This is a genomic window from Niveibacterium microcysteis, assembly GCF_017161445.1.
In the GTDB taxonomy this organism is placed as follows: domain Bacteria; phylum Pseudomonadota; class Gammaproteobacteria; order Burkholderiales; family Rhodocyclaceae; genus Niveibacterium; species Niveibacterium microcysteis.
Window position 1 is genome coordinate 146,960 of the sequence record NZ_CP071060.1, and the last position, 17,870, is coordinate 164,829.

General features: G+C 64.7%; 20 protein-coding genes. 4 read left to right on the forward strand and 16 right to left on the reverse strand.

Annotated elements, in window-relative coordinates:
• Together JY500_RS00640 and JY500_RS00645 are read left to right on the forward strand one after the other, a co-directional pair.
• Window positions 1-504: a GNAT family N-acetyltransferase gene (locus JY500_RS00640; protein ID WP_206254715.1), complete on the forward strand. Its 504-nt coding sequence runs from the start codon at window positions 1-3 to the stop codon at window positions 502-504.
• Between the two features lie 16 nt (window positions 505-520).
• Window positions 521-1,399: an aldo/keto reductase gene (locus JY500_RS00645; RefSeq protein WP_206254716.1), complete on the forward strand. Its 879-nt coding sequence runs from the start codon at window positions 521-523 to the stop codon at window positions 1,397-1,399.
• Between the two features lie 22 nt (window positions 1,400-1,421).
• On the opposite strand, the gene JY500_RS00650 is transcribed toward JY500_RS00645, so the two are convergent.
• Window positions 1,422-2,078 (reverse strand): MOSC domain-containing protein, encoded by a 657-nt coding sequence (locus tag JY500_RS00650; protein ID WP_206254717.1) that lies wholly within the window; start codon window positions 2,076-2,078, stop codon window positions 1,422-1,424.
• Between the two features lie 143 nt (window positions 2,079-2,221).
• On the opposite strand from JY500_RS00650, the gene JY500_RS00655 reads away from it, so the two are divergent.
• Window positions 2,222-2,764 (forward strand): Spy/CpxP family protein refolding chaperone, encoded by a 543-nt coding sequence (locus tag JY500_RS00655; protein ID WP_206254718.1) that lies wholly within the window; start codon window positions 2,222-2,224, stop codon window positions 2,762-2,764.
• A gap of 79 nt (window positions 2,765-2,843) precedes the next feature.
• On the opposite strand, the gene JY500_RS00660 is transcribed toward JY500_RS00655, so the two are convergent.
• The 12 genes from JY500_RS00660 to recA all read right to left on the reverse strand — a co-directional run bounded on the left by JY500_RS00660 (window position 2,844) and on the right by recA (window position 13,241).
• Window positions 2,844-3,944, reverse strand: coding sequence for an alkene reductase (locus tag JY500_RS00660; RefSeq protein ID WP_206254719.1), 1,101 nt, complete (start codon window positions 3,942-3,944; stop codon window positions 2,844-2,846).
• Between the two features lie 84 nt (window positions 3,945-4,028).
• On the reverse strand, window positions 4,029-4,622 hold the full coding sequence (locus JY500_RS00665) for a TetR/AcrR family transcriptional regulator (RefSeq protein ID WP_206254720.1): 594 nt from the start codon (window positions 4,620-4,622) through the stop codon (window positions 4,029-4,031).
• A 246-nt stretch (window positions 4,623-4,868) separates the two neighbouring features.
• The gene (locus JY500_RS00670) at window positions 4,869-6,695 is read right to left on the reverse strand and encodes a protein-disulfide reductase DsbD (RefSeq protein ID WP_206254721.1); all 1,827 of its coding nucleotides are present in this window, start codon (window positions 6,693-6,695) and stop codon (window positions 4,869-4,871) included.
• 11 nt (window positions 6,696-6,706) lie between these two features.
• A complete protein-coding gene (cutA, locus tag JY500_RS00675) occupies window positions 6,707-7,054 on the reverse strand; it encodes a divalent-cation tolerance protein CutA (protein ID WP_206254722.1) in 348 nt (115 codons plus the stop codon).
• A gap of 112 nt (window positions 7,055-7,166) precedes the next feature.
• Window positions 7,167-7,631, reverse strand: a complete 465-nt coding sequence (locus JY500_RS22360; RefSeq protein WP_206254723.1) for a PsiF family protein — start codon at window positions 7,629-7,631, stop codon at window positions 7,167-7,169.
• Window positions 7,632-7,702: 71 nt separating this feature from the next.
• Complete coding sequence (gene hprK / locus JY500_RS00685; RefSeq protein ID WP_172201858.1) at window positions 7,703-8,647, reverse strand: HPr(Ser) kinase/phosphatase; 945 nt, start codon at window positions 8,645-8,647, stop codon at window positions 7,703-7,705.
• Window positions 8,634-9,101 carry a PTS IIA-like nitrogen regulatory protein PtsN gene (gene ptsN / locus JY500_RS00690; protein ID WP_172201856.1) on the reverse strand — a complete coding sequence of 156 codons (468 nt, stop codon included), beginning with the start codon at window positions 9,099-9,101 and terminating at the stop codon, window positions 8,634-8,636. Before ptsN ends, hprK begins: the two co-directional genes overlap by 14 nt.
• 117 nt (window positions 9,102-9,218) lie before the next feature.
• Window positions 9,219-9,542 (reverse strand): ribosome hibernation-promoting factor, HPF/YfiA family, encoded by a 324-nt coding sequence (gene hpf / locus JY500_RS00695; RefSeq protein WP_172201854.1) that lies wholly within the window; start codon window positions 9,540-9,542, stop codon window positions 9,219-9,221.
• 11 nt (window positions 9,543-9,553) lie between these two features.
• Window positions 9,554-11,023, reverse strand: a complete 1,470-nt coding sequence (locus tag JY500_RS00700; protein WP_206254724.1) for an RNA polymerase factor sigma-54 — start codon at window positions 11,021-11,023, stop codon at window positions 9,554-9,556.
• Window positions 11,024-11,039: 16 nt separating this feature from the next.
• The gene (gene lptB, locus JY500_RS00705) at window positions 11,040-11,762 is read right to left on the reverse strand and encodes an LPS export ABC transporter ATP-binding protein (protein ID WP_206254725.1); all 723 of its coding nucleotides are present in this window, start codon (window positions 11,760-11,762) and stop codon (window positions 11,040-11,042) included.
• Window positions 11,749-12,198 carry a recombination regulator RecX gene (gene recX, locus JY500_RS00710; protein WP_172201848.1) on the reverse strand — a complete coding sequence of 150 codons (450 nt, stop codon included), beginning with the start codon at window positions 12,196-12,198 and terminating at the stop codon, window positions 11,749-11,751. The genes lptB and recX overlap by 14 nt, the downstream gene beginning before the upstream one ends.
• 20 nt (window positions 12,199-12,218) lie before the next feature.
• The gene (gene recA / locus JY500_RS00715) at window positions 12,219-13,241 is read right to left on the reverse strand and encodes a recombinase RecA (protein ID WP_172201846.1); all 1,023 of its coding nucleotides are present in this window, start codon (window positions 13,239-13,241) and stop codon (window positions 12,219-12,221) included.
• A 135-nt stretch (window positions 13,242-13,376) separates the two neighbouring features.
• On the opposite strand from recA, the gene JY500_RS00720 reads away from it, so the two are divergent.
• On the forward strand, window positions 13,377-13,982 hold the full coding sequence (locus JY500_RS00720) for an LON peptidase substrate-binding domain-containing protein (RefSeq protein WP_206254726.1): 606 nt from the start codon (window positions 13,377-13,379) through the stop codon (window positions 13,980-13,982).
• A gap of 84 nt (window positions 13,983-14,066) precedes the next feature.
• Here the strand turns inward: JY500_RS00720 and mutY are convergent, their stop codons facing one another.
• The 3 genes from mutY to JY500_RS00735 all read right to left on the reverse strand — a co-directional run bounded on the left by mutY (window position 14,067) and on the right by JY500_RS00735 (window position 17,845).
• Entirely contained in the window at window positions 14,067-15,092 is a 1,026-nt protein-coding gene (gene mutY, locus JY500_RS00725) for an A/G-specific adenine glycosylase (protein ID WP_206254727.1), read from the reverse strand.
• Window positions 15,089-16,153 (reverse strand): VanZ family protein, encoded by a 1,065-nt coding sequence (locus JY500_RS00730; protein ID WP_206254728.1) that lies wholly within the window; start codon window positions 16,151-16,153, stop codon window positions 15,089-15,091. The genes mutY and JY500_RS00730 overlap by 4 nt, the downstream gene beginning before the upstream one ends.
• A gap of 126 nt (window positions 16,154-16,279) precedes the next feature.
• Window positions 16,280-17,845 (reverse strand): high affinity choline transporter 1, encoded by a 1,566-nt coding sequence (locus JY500_RS00735; RefSeq protein ID WP_172201831.1) that lies wholly within the window; start codon window positions 17,843-17,845, stop codon window positions 16,280-16,282.
• Window positions 17,846-17,870: the final 25 nt, after the last annotated feature.

Genomic DNA, 17,870 nt, shown 5'->3' on the forward strand with positions numbered 1-17,870 from the left:
ATGCAGGAGGCGGCTCCCGCGCTGGACGATGCGGCGACCGACGACGCCTTGGTCGATGCGCTGCTGGCGCTCGAACTGCTAACGCGCCGCGCCAGCGGGTTGGCCGCGGACGCCGAGGCTTGCCGCGCGCGCATCGCGGAAAGCCTTCCAGTGTCGCAGCTGTGTCAGGTGTGGCGTGACGGCCGGCTGGTCGCCTATGGCATGGTCACCCAGCAAACGGCGACAAGCTGGTTCGTGACGGCCTTCGCCGTGCATCCAAGCTACCGCACGGCTGGCGTGCTGCGCGAGCTTTTGGGCGGCCTTGCGTCGTTGATCGACGCGCTGGGCATCGAAGTCCTGTGGAGCTACGTGTACAAGGCCAACCCGGCCTTGCTGCGGTTGCACCGTGCGCTGGGTTTCGAGGTCCAACGCGAAAACGCTACCGGGGTCGAATTCCGCCTGCCGCTCATTCCGTCGCCGGGCGGCGCCCGCCTGGCCCGCTTGCTGCGATCGAGCCGGGCCTGATTCAAGGAGATCCACCATGATTCCGTGCCGCCGTTACGGCCAAAGCGACATCGAAGTGTCTGCGCTGGGCCTGGGAGCCGGTCAGATTGGCGATGCACGGCTCGATGAAGCGAGTGTCGGCAAGCTGCTGAATGCCGCCGTGGATGCCGGGATCACGCTGATCGACACGGCGCGTGGCTACGGTTTGTCGGAAGAGCGCATCGGGCGCCATCTCGCGCGGCGGCGCAGCGAGATCGTGCTGTCGACCAAGCTCGGCTACGGCATTGACGGTTTCGCCGACTGGACCGGCCCTTGCATCACCGCGGGCGTCGAGGCGGCGCTGCAGCGTTTGCAGACCGACCGGATCGACATCGTGCATCTGCATTCCTGCCCGGCCGAAACGCTCGCGCGCGGCGAAGTCATCGATGCGCTTGAGGCGGCCAAGCAGGCTGGCAAAGTGCGCGCGGTCGCCTATTCGGGCGAGAACGCAGACCTCGACTACGCCGTCGATTGTGGCCGCTTCGACGGTTTCATGGCCTCGCTGAACCTGTGCGACCAACGCGTCATCGATCGCGTCCTGCCACGCATCACGGGCAAGGGGTTCATCGCAAAGCGTCCGTCAGCGAACCACCCCTGGCGCTTTGCGGAGAGGCCGCTCGGCGACTACTGCGAGGAATACTGGCTGCGCTGGCGCGCGATGGCGGTCTCGAATCTCGGCCATGCCTGGGGCGAGATTGCAATCCGGTTTGCGACTTCGGTGCCGGGCGTCTCAAGCGCGATCGTCGGCACCGCCAACGCGGCAAACCTGGCGCAGAACATCGAATGGTTCGGCCTTGGCCCCCTGCCGGACTACCAGATCGGCAACCTGCGGGCGGCCTTCCTGCAGCACGATCACGACTGGATCGGCCAGATCTGATTCAAGCCGCCGCCGTGTAGCCCTAGCGGAACAGTGGCGGATTGCGGGCCAGCCATTCGGCGCGCTGCGCAAATTTGCCGCGCCATGCTCGGCCCAACGCCGGGTGGTTCGCGAGCCAGTTGATCAATTCAGGGTCGGCCGCCGGGTCGAGTCGCAGTTGCCACAGCGTCGCGATCGACGGCGCGGCGGGGTCGCTTTCCACCCGCTCAAGCTGCGCTTCCGGCGTGACGATGCCGCCCTGAATCACGCGGAAGTACCAGCCGAGGCGCAGCGTCTCTGCGACAAACGCCGGCGCGTCCGCCTCGTCCAGACGCTTGGCGATCTTGTGGCAAGGCACCCGTGGTTGCGTGACGGCGATACGGCACTCGCCCAGCGCGAATACATCACCGAGGCGCACGTTGTGCTCAAGCCAGCCGGTGTCGGAAATGTTCTCGCCCAGATCGCCGGGGCCGAAGCGCGCCAGCGCGGGGAAGCGTGCCGCCAGCGCGGCGTAATGCTCAGCCGGGTAGTAGTGCAAGGCCTGATCCGGACCGCCATGAAAGCGATGATCCGCCTGCTCGTCGCCCGCGAAGCCGAGCGGCCCGAGCCGCAGCGCCACCACCACGGGCTGTTTGGCAATCGCGGACGGCGTGCCATCGGCCAGGTGGCCAGCACGGCCTGTGAAATAGCGTGTGCTCATGCAGTGGTCCAGACAAGGGCGCCGGTAACAACCGGAAACATGCCCGCCTGCGGGGTAAACACCTTGGCGCGCGGACGGTGCTTCAATGCAAGTGCAGGGTCGGACACGGTGTGTCGGCCCAGAACCGAATACCGGAGGATCACATGAAAAACACGAAACGACATGTTGCCTTGCTGTTCGCGGCCGGTGCAGCTGCGCTGACCACCGCGGCGGTCCTTGCCGCGCCTGGACCGGGAGACTGCCCGATGGGCGACGGCATGCCGCCCATGCACGGCCAGAAGCGCCCGATCGACCCGGCGCGCATGCAGCAGATGGCCACCAAGCGCTTCGACGCGCTGCACGACACACTCAAGCTCAGCGCCGCGCAAGAGCCCGCGTGGAAGGCTTATCGCGACGGCATCCTCGCCGACATGGAAGCGATGGCGAAGAATCGCCCGGACTTCGATGCGCTGCGCGACAAGCCGGCACCGGACCGTATGGCAGCGATGCTCGAGCACTCCAAGCTGCGTCAGGCGCAGATGGAAAAGCACCTCGTCGAGACACGCAAGTTTTACGACCAGCTCACGCCAGAGCAGAAGAAGGCGTTTGACGCGCACAGCATAATGGGGCCGCATGGTGGGCGTGGCGGCATGCGCGGGCCGCGTGGTGCGGCACCCGCACCGGCGCCGAAAGACCTGCAGCCCTGAGCGCTTGCAGAGCGGGGTTGCGTGAGGGCAAGCCGCTGGCCGGCCGGGGTAACCCGGCCGGTTTTTCGTTTACAGCTGATCAGCTTGCGAGGCTGGGGTAGTCGGTATAACCCTTGTCCGCGCCGCCGTAGAAGGTCGATGCGTCCGGGGCGTTCAGCTCCGCGCCCTTGGCAAAGCGTGCCGGCAGATCCGGGTTGGCGATGAAGGGGCGGCCGAACGCGACCGCGTCACCCACGCCGCTGGCGATCAGCGCTTCGGCCTTCTCAAGCGTGTAGCCGCCGGCAAAGATCAGCGTTCCTTTGAAGCGCTGGCGCAGCGCGGCGCGGAAAGCGTCGGCCAACTGCGGACCGCCCGCCCAGTCCGGTTCCGCGATATGCACGTAGGCCAGCTTGCGGGCATCGAGTTGCTCGGTGAGGTAGAAGGCCATCGCCTCGGCTTCGGTGTCGGCGATGTCGTTGAAGGTGCCGAAAGGCGACAGGCGGATGCCCGTGCGCGCGGCGCCGATTTCGGCAACGATCGCATCGACCACTTCGAGCGTCAGGCGAGCGCGGTTCTCGACGCTTCCACCGTAGGCATCGGTACGCTGATTCGGGCCGGTGCTCTGGAATTGGTCCAGCAGGTAGCCGTTGGCACCGTGGATTTCGACGAAGTCGAAGCCGGTATCAATGGCGCGGCGCGCGGCAGCACGGAATGCGGCGACGATGCCCGCCAATTCCTCGACCTCGAGCGCACGCGGCAGATCGGTCTGCACCATGCCCATGCTGCCATCCGGGTGGACGACAAAGGTCTGCGCATTGGCCTGGATCGCCGAAGGGGCTACCGGCAGCTTGCCGTCCGGCTGAACATGGCGGTGCGAGATGCGGCCCACATGCCAGAGCTGCAGCGCGATATGGCCACCGGCCGCGTGAACCGCATCAGTCACCAGTTTCCAGCCAGCCTGCTGGGCGTCGGTATGCATGCCGGGGGTCCAGGCGTAGCCCTGGCCCTCGGGCATCACCTGCGTGGCTTCGGTGACGATCAGGCCGGCCGAGGCGCGTTGCGCGTAGTAGGTGGCGTTCAGTGCAGTCGGCACATTGCCGGGTTGGCTCGCGCGCTGGCGCGTCAGTGGTGCCATGAAGATGCGATTCGGCAGGCTCAGGTTTCCAACCTGAATCGGGTGCAGCAGCTTGTCAGCGTTCATGGTGATACTCCAGGTGGGGTGTTGTGATTAGACCGGTCGGCTAGAGTCAGGACGAAGTCGATCGGAAAACATGATTTCAATCGGTCAGTGCAGATCGGCGCCTAGCAGGTGCAGCGTGTGCGCCCAGGCGGCTTCAAACGGCGTGGCGTCGCGTTGTGCCTTGGTCAGCACGCTTGCGCCGATCCACAAGGTGTAGAGCGTGACAGCCAGACTTGCCGGGTCCGCGCCTGCCGGCAGCGAACCGTCTTGCGAGGCGGTCTGCAGGGCGCCCGCAATTCGCGCGGTGATGCGCCGCGTGCCGACTTCGAGTGCCTGGCGCATCGGCTCGGAGAGGTCGGCCACTTCGGCGGCCAGCTTTACCGCGAGGCATTGCTGCGCGCAGCCGCCGTCGCGCTGGCGGTCCATCCAGTCGGCGAAATAGCCGAGCACCCGCGCGCGTCCGGTGCCGGCGGCGCTGCCAAAACGCTCATCGAGGCTTTCGAGATAGCGCTCGAAGTAGCGCTCGAGCAAGGCCACCCCAAACGCTTCCTTGGAGGGGAACCAATGGTAGAAGGAGCCCTTGGGTACGCCAGCGGCGCTGAGAATCGGGCCAAGCCCCACGGCGGCGAAGCCCTTGCCGAGAATCAGGCTCTCGGCGGTCTGCAGGATGTGCTCGCGGGTGTCAGTGGTCCGGTTCATGGGGCGAATCGTACTAGACCGGTCGTCTACAATGCAAGCGTCGCAAGTGCCTGTGTCGGCTTGCTGAGCTGCGAAGAACTCCACACAAAAATGCCATGCGCATAGACAGGTGCCTCACCTTTAAGGCAGAATGCGCCCCGATCCCGTTGCATGGCTCCCTTGTGGCGGGATTTTCGGCTCCGGTGGTCCAAACCACGGATCCGAGGTTCGTGGTCGGTAGTCGTATCGGGTCGTGAGGCGGGGGCTTCACGACCCACTTTTTTGCGCGCTGCGTGCTGCGAGTGTCGCAAGAAAGCCATCCACGGGCTGAAAACCGACGACCCGGCTCGAATCGATTTCCTTCCCGGCAGCGTCGAAGAAGACGATGCCGGGCGGGCCGAACAGCCCGAAGCGCTTCAGCAGCGCTTGGTGCGCCTCGGTGTTGCCGGTGACGTCCGCCTTTAGCAGCAGCGTGTCTTTCAGGGCTGCTGCGACGCGCGGATCGCTGAAGGTGAAGCGCTCCATCTCCTTGCAGCTGACGCACCAGTCCGCGTAAAAGTCGAGCATTACCGGCCGCCCTTCGGCGAGCCGGGCATCAAGCTCTGCAACACTGGCTACTGGCTGGAACGGCAGTTTCGTATTGGCCTCGGCGGCCGTTGCACCGCGCAGGAAGCCGAGTGGCTGCAGTGGATCACGGCTGCCACCCAAAGCGCCGATCAGCAGCGCACTGCCGACGATCAGCAACAGTACCCCGACCCCCTTCCAGAAGCGCCGCGCGCCCTTTGCCTGCGGTGGCAGTGGGTCCAGCGCATGCAGGAATACGGCGCACACGATCGCAAGCGCGGCCCACGCCAGCATCACGACAACCTGCGGCAGTACCGGCGTGACCAGCCACAGCGCGAGCGCGAGCAGGATCACGCCAAAGCTGCGCTTGACGGACTCCATCCAAGGGCCGGCGTGCGGCAGCAGGCCGCGCGTGGCAACGGCCACCAGAATCAGCGGGGCGCCCATGCCCAGCGCCATCACGAACAGCGCCACGCCGCCGAGCAGCGCGTCACCGGTCTTGGCGATGTAGAGCAAGGCGCCGGCGAGTGGCGCCGCGACGCAGGGGCCGACGATCAGGGCCGACAACACGCCCATCACCGCCACGCCCAGCACTGAGCCGCCGCGCTGATGGTTGGCGCGGTCGGAAAGGCGACTCTGCAATGCCGAGGGAAGTTGCAGTTCGTAGAAGCCGAACATCGCGAATGCAAGGACGACGAAGATCGCCGCAAAGCCGCCGAGCACCCAGGCATTCTGCAATGCCGCCGACAGCAGCGTGCCGGAAAGACCCGCCGCTACACCCGCCACCGCGTAGGTCAGCGCCATGCCCAGCACGTAGACGCCTGCCAGGGCGGTTGAGCGCGCACGGGTCACGTGTGCGCCCTGGCCTACGATGATGCCGGAGAGGATCGGCAGCATTGGCAGCATGCAAGGCGTGAAGGCAAGCAGCAGACCGGCACCGAAGAAGCTCAGCAGGATCAATGAGAGCTTGCCGGTGCTCAACAGCCCAGCAAGACGCCCGCTCTCGTCCGCGGTGACCGGCACTGTCGCCGCGATCGCGGGCGCGGTGGCAGCCGGGGCGGGTTCGTCACGAGCACCGAGCTTGCCAAGCGCGCGCGACAGCAAGCCGCCACCTTCGGCGCCGCCGAGCGTCACCAATGTCGTTTGCGGTGGGTAGCAAACCCCCACGTCTGCACAGCCTTGGTATGTAACGCTCAGCTGTTGTCCGTTGCCGAGCGCTCCGGACGCAACGGGCACCGAGACTGCGAGGTCGCCGCGGAAAATCTCCACTTCACCGAAGAACTCGTCCTGCTTTCGCTCGCCGGCAGGGTAGCTGGCGGGTGCGAGCGTCAAGGTAGCGTCCTTGGGCTCGAATGCGAACCGATGCTTGTAGAGGTAGTAACCCTTCTCGATCGCAAAATGCAGCGAAATCGTCTTCGAGTCCTTGGCTTCGGCCGTGACGCCGAACGCCTTCTCGGGTTCCAGCAATTCCGGCGCCGCAAGGGCGCTTGTTGTGAGGCAGCAAAGCAACAGCGAGATCAGGAACTTCATCGGTCGTGTTTCTAGAGCCCGTCGGGCAATTGTTCGTCAGGTTCGGTCATCGCGACCACCCATTGCAGGTAGGCCGCGGCGCCGCGATTTGCTTCAACTGCGAGAATCTCTGGCACCTCATAGGGGTGCTCGGCTAGCAACGTTGCTTCGAGCGCCGCGTAGCGGGATGCGGCGGTCTTGATCAGGACCGGCACTTCCTCTGCCTGTTCGACGGCGCCTTGCCAGCGATAGATCGAACGAATCGGCGCAAGGATGTTGACGCAGGCGGCGAGCCGACGTTCCACAAGACGCTGCGCGATGCGTTCTGCCGTCGCCGCGTCAGGAAAGTTGCACATCACGATCAGCACAGGCTCTGTCATGGCCTTACCCCTGAGGACTCCGCCTCTGAATTCTAGCGGCAGCGGCCAGCCGCGCCTTGGCTCCAAACAAAAACCCCGCCTAAGGGCGGGGTTTGGTCGCAGCGGCGAGGGTTCAACCCTTAAGGCATTCGCTCATGAACTTCTTGCGGTCGTCACCCGTCTTGCCGGTTGCCTTTTCGTTGCAGACTTTCATCTTGTCTTGCTGAGAGGTGCTGGACTTGGCGTCCGCTTTCGCATCGGCGGCGGGCGCGCCAGCGGGTTTGGCGCTGAGGCAGTCGCTCATGAACTTCTTGCGTTCATCGCCCTTCATGCCCGTCGCCTTTTCATTGCAAACCTTCATCTTGTCCTGCTGGGCGCTGGGTGCCTTGGCATCGGCTTCGGCGGCAGCGGGCTTGGCGCTCAGACAGTCGCTCATGAACTTCTTGCGCTCATCGCCCTTCATGCCGGTCGCCTTCTCGTTGCAGACCTTCATCTTTTCCTGCTGCGCAGTCGGCTTCTTCGCCTCGTCGGCGGCGTGGGCGGGGAGCAGGGCGAACTGCGCGGCCAGAGCTGCAGCCAGGATCACAAGCTTATTCATGCAAGGCCTCCGGAGGAGAGATTGGGGTAGAGCCGCCACCGATGTGGCGGAAGGAGATGCGAGCGTTCGGGCTACAGGTCTTCTTCGTCGAGATCCAGCGCAGAGCGTTGGCGATCAACGAATTCCTGCATCGAGTCTATGCCACGTAACTGAAGAATGGTATTTCGCACCGCCGCTTCCAGCAACACCGCAAGGTTGCGGCCGGCGGCAACCGGCAGGGTGACGCGGCGAGTCGGCACACCGACGATATCCTGCATGTCGTCTTCCAGCGGCAGGCGCGGCATCTGCGCGCTTTCGCCGCGGATCTGGCGATGCAGATGTACCACCAGCTTGAGCTTCATCTTCCGGCGGCATGCGGTTTCGCCGAAGATCGTGCGGATGTTCAGGATGCCGAGGCCACGGACTTCCAGGAAGTCCTTCAACATTGGCGGGCAGCGCCCTTCCAGCACACCTGGCGCGATGCGCGACACTTCGACCACGTCGTCCGCGACGAGACCGTGACCGCGCGAGATCAGTTCGAGCGCAAGCTCGGATTTGCCGGCGCCGGAATCGCCGGTGATCAGCACGCCGAGCCCGAGCACATCCATGAACACGCCGTGCAGCGAGGTTTTCTCGGCAAGGTTGCGCGCAAGATAGGTGCGCAGCGAATCGATCACGCGGGCCGTCTCGGCCGAGGTCGTGAACATTGCGACGCGTGCGCTTTCGAACGCACTCTGGATCAGCGGCGGCACTTCACATCCGTCCGCCACGATCATCGCTGGCGGGTGCGCCAGCAGGATGCTTTCCAGCTGATGCTGTACCTTGTCGCGTGCCTGGCGACGAATCCAGCCCAGCTCCGCCTCGCCCATCACCTGAATGCGGTTCGGGTGGATGATGTTGAGGTGGCCTACCAGCTCGGCTGGCCACACTTTCTCGTTTGGAACCTGAACCTCGACATCGAGCGGGCCGGCGAGATGGCTCAGGCCGAGCCGGTCGCGGTTGTCCTCGTAGATCCGGGCGACGCTAGTTCGCCGCATTCGGGTTCCAGTTCACGAACAGGGTGTGGGCCTCGGACGCATCACTGGCCTGCGCCAGTGCATCGCGGAAGCTGCGGTCGGAGAACATCTGTGCGAGCTCCGATAGCAGTCGCAGGTGGTGCTCGGTGGCGCTTTCCGGCACCAGCAGCACGAACATCAGATTCACCGGCTTGCCGTCCGGGGCCTCGAATGGCACGGGCTGCGCAAGGCGGATGAAGGCACCGACGGCGTCGCGCAGGCCCTTGATACGGCCGTGCGGAATCGCAATGCCTTGTCCAAGGCCGGTGGAGCCGAGCTTTTCACGCGTGAAAAGCGCGTCGTAGACGGCGCTGCGCGCGAGTCCCTGATGGTTTTCGAAGAGCAGGCCAGCCTGTTCGAAGACGCGCTTCTTGCTGCTCGCCTCAAGATCGACGAGCACATTGGACGGCGGCAGCAGCGGGGCGATGAGATTCATGCTTGGGGTTCAGAAATGCACTGCGCGCCCGAAGGCGCGCAGATCCGGGGTCAGCTCATGTTCGGCGCGGGGGCTTTCCGCAAGCTTACGCGCCGGGATTCACTAGAGCGACCGTGATTACGATTCTGCAGATTGGCGCTTGTGCGCCTCGTGGCCGTGATCGTAGGACTTTTCCTTGTGCTTGAGAACCTGCCTGTCCAGTTTGTCCGTCATGGCGTCGATTGCGGCATACAAATCTTCGTCAATGCTCTCGACGAAAATGTCCTTGCCGCGTACATGTACCGTCACTTCCGCCTTTTGCTTCAGCTTTTCCACCGACAGGATCACGTTAACGCTCGTGACGTGATCGAAGTGGCGAATCACGCGATCCAGTTTCGATGTTACGTAGTCGCGGAGCGCGGCGGTAACTTCGAGATGGTGTCCGGTGATGTTCAGGTTCATGATTTATCCTCTCAGATCATCTTGCGCTGGCTGACCGGCGGGATGTTGAGCGACTCGCGGTACTTTGCGATGGTTCGTCGCGCAACGACAATCCCCTGCTGGCCGAGAAGCTCGGCAATCCGCGCATCGGATAGCGGTTTTTTGCGATCCTCTGCCGCGACCAGCTGGCGAATCAGCGCACGAATCGCCGTAGCTGAACACGCGCCGCCAGAATCCGTGGCGACGTGGCTGCCGAAAAAATACTTCAGTTCAAGGATACCTCTTGGCGTGGCCATGTACTTCTGCGTGGTCACCCGAGAGATCGTCGACTCATGCAGATCAAGCTGCTCCGCGATTTCGCGCAGTGTCAGCGGACGCATTGCCACGTCCCCATAATCGAAGAACTGCCGCTGGCGGTCAACGATTGCCTGGGATACCCGCAGGATCGTGTCAAACCGTTGCTGCACGTTCTTGATCATCCAGCGTGCCTCCTGCAACTGCCCGGCCAGCGATCCGGCCGAGCCGCGGTTCTGCTGCAGGATTCCGGCGTAGAGCTGGTTGATCCGCAGCTTGGGCATCGCGTCCGGGTTCAGTGTCGCACTCCAGTGGCCGCGCACCTTGCGCACGATCACATCCGGGATCACATATCGCGTCTCGATTGCGGCAAACCGCGCACCGGGGCGCGGATCGAGGCTGCAAACGAGCTGGTGCGCCTCGCGCAGCGTTTCGTCGCTGCAACCCAGATGCCGCTTGAGTCGCACGAAATCCCGCGCGGCCAGCAGCTCCAGATGCTGCTCAACGATGATGATCGCGGCTTCACGCGCAGCGCTCTCAGGCAGCAGGCGCAATTGCAGCTTCAGGCATTCGCCTGGCGAGCGTGCGCCGATGCCCGGCGGATCGAGGTTCTGCAGGTGCGCGAGGGCGATCTGCAGCTCGTCGACGTCAACTTCAAACTCGGGCGGCAACAGCTCCAGCAGTTCGTCGAGCGGCTGGGTCAGATAGCCATCGTCGTCGAGCGCTTCGATCATGAAGCGCAGCAGCGCGCGATCGCGGTCCGACAGCGGCATCAGGGCAACTTGTTCATCCAGGTGGTCGCGCAGGCTCGTCTGCGCAGCACGGAATTCCTGGAAATCCGTTTCGTCGTCATCGTCGCGATTGCCGCTGCCGCCACCTTCGCCGGACCACTCGGTGGGGCCGTCGTCATAGCTGCCGGCATCGTCGAAGCTCGGCTCGCTCGGTTCGGGCGAGGTCTCGGCCGCTTCGGCCGCCGCATCGTTGGCGGTGTCGGTGCGTTCGTCGCCGCTCGGCGTGGTGGCGGATTGCCCCCAGGCTTCCGGGTCCGACTCGGCGTCTTCGCGTTCGAGCAAGGGGTTCTCGAGCAGCATGCGCTCGATTTCGCTGTTGAGCTCCAGTGTCGATAGCTGCAGCAGCTTGATCGACTGTTGCAGCTGCGGGGTCAGCGCGAGCTGCTGGGAGATGCGGAGCTGGAGCGAGGGCTTCATCGTGGGGGTTGCGCGATCAGAGTCGGAAATGCTCGCCGAGGTAAACCTCGCGAACCTTGTCGTTCTGGACGATTTCGTCGGGGCGGCCGCTGGCGAGCACCACCCCTTCGGTGATGATGTAGGCGCGGTCGCAGATGCCCAGCGTCTCGCGCACGTTGTGATCAGTGATCAGCACGCCGATGTTGCGATCCTTCAGGAAGCGGATGATCTTCTGGATATCGATCACCGCGATCGGGTCGACGCCGGCGAAGGGTTCGTCGAGCAGGATCACCTGCGGGTTGGTGGCCAGCGCGCGGGCAATTTCAACCCGCCGCCGCTCGCCGCCCGAGAGGGACATCGCGGTTGCATCGCGCAAGTGCGTGATGCCCAACTCGCCCAGCAGCTCATCGAGCCGCGCGGCGAGTTTGTCCTTCGGCAGCTTCTGCAGTTCAAGTACCGCGAGGATGTTCTCGGCCACCGTGAGCTTGCGGAATACCGAGTTTTCCTGCGGCAGGTAGGACAAGCCCAGATGCGCCCGCTTGTGGATCGGCAGGTGGGTGATTTCCTTGTCGTCGAGGGTGATCGTGCCGCCGTCGGCACGCACCAGGCCAACGATCATGTAGAAACACGTCGTCTTGCCGGCGCCGTTGGGGCCGAGCAGGCCGACCACCTCACCGCTGCCGACTTCGAAGCCGACATCGCGCACGACAGTGCGTGCCTTGTAGCGCTTGGATAGACCGCCTACCTTAAGCAGACTCATCGAACGGCTCTTTCAACACTTTTCTCACGACCTCCGCGGAAAACCCGCGGGCGGTCAGAAAGCGCGCCTGGCGCGCCCATTCCTTTGCATCGCCCGGCGTACTGCCGAACTTGCGCGCCCACACTGCACGGGCGCGCTCCAGTTCTGTCTCGCCCAACTCACTCGCCAGCGCTTCGGAGATCGTTTCCGGATCCACGCCGCGCTGTGCGAGTTCATGCTGGATGCGTCGCTGGCCGAGCCGGCCGGCACGGCTGCGCACGTAACTTTCGGCAAAGCGGCTGTCGGACAGCAGGCCCAGTTCGCTCATCCGGTCGAGTACCGCTTCGACCGCGTCCGGCTCACCGTGCGCGGCCAGCTTGCGCGCCAACTCGGCCCGGCTGTGTTCGCGCTGCGCCAGCGTTCGGAGCGCGCGGGCCTTCAGCTCGTCGCCGCTCATCGCCAATGTGCCTCGTTGGTTCAGGCCGCGGCGGCTTCCCCAGCCGGCAGTTCAGGCAGGCCCAGTTGTACGCGGATCTTGTTCTCGATTTCGCGTGCGGTTTCCGGGTGCGAGCGCAGGAATTCGCGCGCGTTGTCCTTGCCCTGGCCGATCTTCTCGCCGTTGTATGCGTACCACGCGCCGGACTTGTCGACAAAGCGCTGTTCGACGCCCATGTCGATGATCTCGCCTTCGCGCGAGATGCCCTCGCCGTAAAGGATGTCGAAGTGCGCTTCCTTGAACGGTGGCGCGACTTTGTTCTTCACGACCTTGACCTTGGTCTCCGAGCCGATGACTTCGTCGCCCTTCTTGATCGTGCCGGTGCGGCGGATGTCCAGACGCACCGAGGCGTAGAACTTCAGCGCATTGCCGCCGGTGGTGGTTTCGGGGTTGCCGAACATCACGCCGATCTTCATGCGGATCTGGTTGATGAAGATGACCATGGTGTTGGTGCGCTTGATGTTGCCGGTCAGCTTGCGCAGCGCCTGCGACATCAGGCGGGCCTGCAGGCCAGGCAGTTGATCGCCCATCTCGCCCTCGATTTCGGCCTTCGGCGTCAGTGCGGCGACCGAGTCGATCACGACGATATCGACGCTGCCGGAACGCACCAGCATATCGGCGATCTCAAGCGCCTGCTCGCCGGTATCCGGCTGCGAGATCAGCAGGTCGCCGACGTTGACGCCCAGCTTCTGCGCGTAGGACACGTCGAGCGCGTGTTCGGCGTCGATGAAGGCGGCCACGCCACCCATCTTCTGCATCTCGGCAATCGCCTGCAGCGTGAGGGTCGTCTTGCCTGACGATTCCGGGCCGTAGATCTCGATCACGCGGCCACGCGGCAGGCCGCCAATGCCCAGCGCGATGTCCAGCCCGAGGGAGCCGGTCGACACCGCCTGGATGTCCGATTCCACTTCGCCATCGCCCATCCGCATGATGGAGCCCTTGCCGAACTGTTTTTCGATCTGGGCCAGCGCGGCCTGAAGTGCTTTCGCCTTGTTGTCGTCCATGGGGTTTCCTCGATTCGTTGGAAACGATTATGGCACAGAGATTGCGTGCGTCTCGGTCGGGCGCGTGCAGGAAAACATGGCACACTTCCGCCACTTCACCCGGCGCGCGTTTCGCGGGCCCGCGAGACCAATCCGATGCCCGAACTGCCCGCCGAACTGCCTCTGTTTCCCCTGCACACCGTACTTGTCCCCGAAGCGCGATTGCCGCTCAAGGTATTCGAGGTGCGCTACATGGACATGGTCAAGGCGTGCATTCGGGACGGCAGCAGTTTCGGCGTCTGCCTGATCGAAGAGGGCGAGGAGACCGGCGCGCCGGCAACGCCCGCCCAGGTCGGCACGAGCGCGCGCATCGTCGAGTGGGACATGGATCAGCCCGGCATCCTGCAGATTGTGGTGACCGGCGAGCGCCGGTTCCGCATTGCGCAGGCCGTCGCCCAGCCCGATGGTTTGCTCAGGGCTGTAGTCGAGTGGGTGCCGGAGCCGGAAGTGCAAGCGCCGCCCGAAGCGCTGGCCGATACCCTGCCCTTGTTGCAGGCGGTGGTTGCCGACGCGGGTGAAAAGGCGATTCCGGCGCCGCATCGTTTCGACGACGCGGCATGGGTGGGGTACCGCTATACCGAAATCCTGCCGATTCCGGTCAAGGCCAAACAAAAGTTGCTTGAGCTGGACGACCCACTGATGCGCTTGACGATCATCCAGCAGTTCCTCGTTCAACGCGGTCTGCTCAAGCAGGACGCCTGACGGCGTCGCGCGACCGGGGACGTATCGACACTGCTCGCCCAGCCCCCAGTCGGGCGCCGTCGGACCGACTTGGCTGCCGTTTTCCTAGAGGCTATCGAGCAGGCGTCGCACTGGCGTTGGCAAACCCAGCGAGTCCCATTCATGCGGTGCCGCCCAGCGCCAGGCGGGGTCGTGAATGCCTTCGCCGCTCACATCGAGTAGTTGGGGCTCCAGCGTTAGCCGGAAATGCGTGAAGGCATGTCGTAGCGGTGGCAAGGGCGTTGCGCCACCGTTTGCGCGCAGCCCGAGCGCCAGCGCATGGGCTTCGGCGTCGAGCTCGTCCGGGATCTCCGGCAATGCGTACAGGCCACCCCAGATGCCGTGTGGCGGGCGCTTCTGCAACAGCACCGCGCCATCATTGCGGGCAATCAGCACCCGACTCTGGCGCTCCGGCACAACACGTGTTGGGCGCGGCGTCGGCAGTTCCGCTTGGCGACCCTGCTGACGCGCCACGCAGCTGCCGGTAACCGGGCAATCCGCGCAGCGCGGCCGGCTTCGGGTGCAGACCGTCGCGCCCAGATCCATCAATGATTGGGTATAGGTGTCGACGCCCTGCGCGGGCAGCAGAGATTCCGCGAGCGCCCACATCGATTGCTCCACGGCGCGTACGCCAGGAAAGCCTTCGATGCCGAAGTGGCGCGCGAGCACCCGCTTCACGTTGCCGTCGAGAATGGCTGCGCGTTCGCCGAAGCAGAACGCTGCGATCGCCGCGGCCGTCGAGCGGCCGATACCCGGCAGCTCGGCGATCGCGCTGGCCGATTGCGGAAAGCGGCCGCCGTGCATACGCGCGATCTGCTGCGCCGCGGCATGCAGGTTGCGCGCACGGGCGTAGTAACCGAGCCCGCTCCACAGCGCGAGCACGTCGTCGACCGGTGCGGCGGCGAGGGAGGCCAGATCGGGAAAGCGTGCCAGGAAACGTTGGTAGTACGGGATCACCGTATCCACCTGCGTCTGCTGCAACATGATCTCGGATAGCCACACGCGATAAGCGTCGCGGCTGGCTTGCCAAGGCAGATCGTGACGGCCGTGCGCCCGCTGCCATGCGATCAGCGTGTCCGCGAACTGGCTCACCGCACGCTCTCCGCACGCCGAGTGCCAAAGCTCAGCCAGAGCAGCGCGAAGAAGGGCCAGAAGCTGCCGACGAGCTCCGTGAGGCCGTGGAAGTTCAGCACATGGCCTTGCTGCCGGATGCGCGTCATGGCATCCCAGTAGGGGTTGTCCGGTGCGAGGTTGACGAGCGCGGTGGCCGTCATCAGCGCGAGGCCGATCAGCGTATGCCGGGTATGCACACTGGCCCGCCAGAACAGCGCCAGCAAGGCGACCCCAATTGCGAGCCCCCGCAGCCCGCCGGGGGTCGCCCAGTGCCACGGCTGCGCGGGCACCAGGAAGAGCGAGCTGGCGAGCGTCTTCACGCCGATGCCCGCGAGCAGCACGGTGGCGGCCAGCAGCAGCGAGGGCGAGCGCATCGCGTGCCGCGCCAGCAAGCCAATCGCCACCGCATTGGCCGCCGTCAGCGCGAGCTCAACGCGCAGGAAACCGTGGCCACTCAACACATAGCTGGGCGTCAGGTCGATCAGGTTGCGCAGGTCGCCATTTGCGAACAGATAGCTGCTGGGGTTCAGCAGCGACACCCACCACAGGCCGACCACCAGCAGGCCGAACCCGCCGGTGCGGCCGGGCAGGATGCGGCGTTCGCGCCAGCGCGCGAGCGCACCGTTGTCGTCGAAGATGCGGCCGAAGCGCAGCGCGAGGATCGCGCCAAGCAGGCCGCCGGCACTGTTGGCGAAGAGGTCGATGTTGCTCGCGACGCGTGTTGGCAAGTAGTTCTGGATCGTCTCGATCGTCAGGCTCAGCAGCGTCGCGGCGATCCACACGATCAACACCCGCCGCCCCGGCGGCATGCCGCGCGACAGCACCGTGCCCCATGCGAAGCCGATCGGCGCAAAGCCGAGCACGTTCAGGCCGATATCAAGGCCGGTGAAGTAGCGGGGCCAAGGCGCAACGAGAAAGTCGAAAGGCCCCACGCCGATCGAATGCCAGCCGGAAAACGGGTGCAGACAGGCGTACGTCGTCAGCAGGGTGACGGCGATGGCGAGATCGCGAGGAAGATGATTTCGATTGGTGGATTGCAAGCCGGTGTCCTGCGCCGATGTGGCGCCCTGCGTAGAACGGTAGCACGGCTCGCGCGGCACCCCAAAAATGCAGAAAGGGGCCGCCCCCGATCGGGTGGCGACCCCTTGCCTGGCATGGCTACGCGCTCAAGGCTGCGGGTGCGGCGGACGTGCAGCACCATGGTGCGGGTGTGCGGGCTCGCCGGTGTGGTGCGGGCCGTGGCCCGCCGCTGGGTGGTAGCCCACCGGACCTGTGTGACCGACCAGCACCCCGTTGTTGCCGATCTTCTGCGGCAATAACGAGAACAGCACCATCGCGCCGATCGCAACGAGGAAGCCGACGAACTGCGGCGGCCAGGTCGCGATCCACTCTGGCGGTGTCGGCATCGCGGCGAGCGCTTCGAGCGAGAGCCAGGTCATCAGGCCCAGCACCATCGAGCCGATCGCACCCTGGTTGGTGGCCCGCTTCCAGTAGAGGCCGGTGACGAGCGGCACGAAGGCTGCGACGAAGGTGACCTTGTAGGCGTTTTCGACCAGGCCGTAGATCGACAGCTTCGAGTTCATCGCGATGTAGGTGACGCTCGCGGTGAACACCAGCACCACGGCTTGCATGATCCGCAGGAACTGGTGGTCGGTCAGGTTCGGGCGCCAGGTGGTGATCAGCGGACGCAGCAGGTTTTCCGAGAAGGTGACAGACGGCGCCAGCAGCGTCGCCGAGGCGCAGCTCTTGATCGCCGACAGCAGTGCGCCGAAGAACATGATCTGTGCGAACAGCGGTGCCTTCTGCAGCACGAGTTCCGGCAGGATCAGCTGCGAATCGCTGTCGATGTACTTGGCCACCAGATCGGGTGCGATCAGGGTCGCCGAGTAGGCGAGGAACATCGGCACGAAGGCGAAAACGAAGTACAGCGAACCGCCCAGCACCGATGCGCGCACGGCGATCTTCTCGTTGGCCGAGGATTGCACGCGCTGGAAGACGTCCTGCTGCGGAATCGAACCCAGCATCATCGTCATCCACGCTGCCATGAAGGGCACGATGGCCGACATCGTCGGTTCCGGCAGGAAGTTGAACTTGCCGTGCTCCAGCGCGTGGTTCACCACCACGCCGACGCCGCCCACCTGATCCGACACTTCCCAGCCGATGAAGAGCAGGCCGATCACGATCACGATCATCTGGATGAAGTCGGTGATCGCCACCGACCACATGCCGCCGAACAGCGTGTAGATCAGCACCGAACCGGCCCCCAGCACCATGCCCATGTCTTGCGAGATGCCGCCGTCCGACAGCACGTTGAAGACGAGGCCCAGCGCCTTGATCTGCGCCGCAACCCAACCCAGGTACGAGATCACGATGCAGATCGTCGTGATGATCTCGACCGTGCGGCCAAAGCGTTGGCGATAGTAGTCGCCGATCGTCAGCAGGTTAAGGCGGTAAAGCGGCTTGGCGAAGAACAGGCCGACCAGGATCAGGCAAAGCGAGGAGCCGAAGGGGTCGGCCACCACGCCGTGCAGGCCCTCCTTCAGGAAGGTGGCGGGAATGCCCAGCACGGTTTCGGAGCCGAACCAGGTTGCGAACACCGTCGCGGTGACGATGTACATCGGCAGGCTGCGGCCCGCGACGGCGTAGTCGCGGCTGTTGTGTACCCGCAGCGCGGCGTAGAGGCCGATTCCGATGGAGATCAGCCAGTAGGCAATGACAAAGCTCAGCAGCATGGTCAGGGAGAGGGATGCGGCGAAC

Coding starts and splice junctions, on each gene's coding strand:
- JY500_RS00640 (WP_206254715.1), top strand. CDS start 1: ATGCAGGAGGCGGCTCCCGCGCTGGACGATGCGGCGACCGACGACGCC.
- JY500_RS00645 (WP_206254716.1), top strand. CDS start 521: ATGATTCCGTGCCGCCGTTACGGCCAAAGCGACATCGAAGTGTCTGCG.
- JY500_RS00650 (WP_206254717.1), bottom strand. CDS start 2,078: ATGAGCACACGCTATTTCACAGGCCGTGCTGGCCACCTGGCCGATGGC.
- JY500_RS00655 (WP_206254718.1), top strand. CDS start 2,222: ATGAAAAACACGAAACGACATGTTGCCTTGCTGTTCGCGGCCGGTGCA.
- JY500_RS00660 (WP_206254719.1), bottom strand. CDS start 3,944: ATGAACGCTGACAAGCTGCTGCACCCGATTCAGGTTGGAAACCTGAGC.
- JY500_RS00665 (WP_206254720.1), bottom strand. CDS start 4,622: ATGAACCGGACCACTGACACCCGCGAGCACATCCTGCAGACCGCCGAG.
- JY500_RS00670 (WP_206254721.1), bottom strand. CDS start 6,695: ATGAAGTTCCTGATCTCGCTGTTGCTTTGCTGCCTCACAACAAGCGCC.
- cutA (WP_206254722.1), bottom strand. CDS start 7,054: ATGACAGAGCCTGTGCTGATCGTGATGTGCAACTTTCCTGACGCGGCG.
- JY500_RS22360 (WP_206254723.1), bottom strand. CDS start 7,631: ATGAATAAGCTTGTGATCCTGGCTGCAGCTCTGGCCGCGCAGTTCGCC.
- hprK (WP_172201858.1), bottom strand. CDS start 8,647: ATGCGGCGAACTAGCGTCGCCCGGATCTACGAGGACAACCGCGACCGG.
- ptsN (WP_172201856.1), bottom strand. CDS start 9,101: ATGAATCTCATCGCCCCGCTGCTGCCGCCGTCCAATGTGCTCGTCGAT.
- hpf (WP_172201854.1), bottom strand. CDS start 9,542: ATGAACCTGAACATCACCGGACACCATCTCGAAGTTACCGCCGCGCTC.
- JY500_RS00700 (WP_206254724.1), bottom strand. CDS start 11,023: ATGAAGCCCTCGCTCCAGCTCCGCATCTCCCAGCAGCTCGCGCTGACC.
- lptB (WP_206254725.1), bottom strand. CDS start 11,762: ATGAGTCTGCTTAAGGTAGGCGGTCTATCCAAGCGCTACAAGGCACGC.
- recX (WP_172201848.1), bottom strand. CDS start 12,198: ATGAGCGGCGACGAGCTGAAGGCCCGCGCGCTCCGAACGCTGGCGCAG.
- recA (WP_172201846.1), bottom strand. CDS start 13,241: ATGGACGACAACAAGGCGAAAGCACTTCAGGCCGCGCTGGCCCAGATC.
- JY500_RS00720 (WP_206254726.1), top strand. CDS start 13,377: ATGCCCGAACTGCCCGCCGAACTGCCTCTGTTTCCCCTGCACACCGTA.
- JY500_RS00735 (WP_172201831.1), bottom strand. CDS start 17,845: ATGCTGCTGAGCTTTGTCATTGCCTACTGGCTGATCTCCATCGGAATC.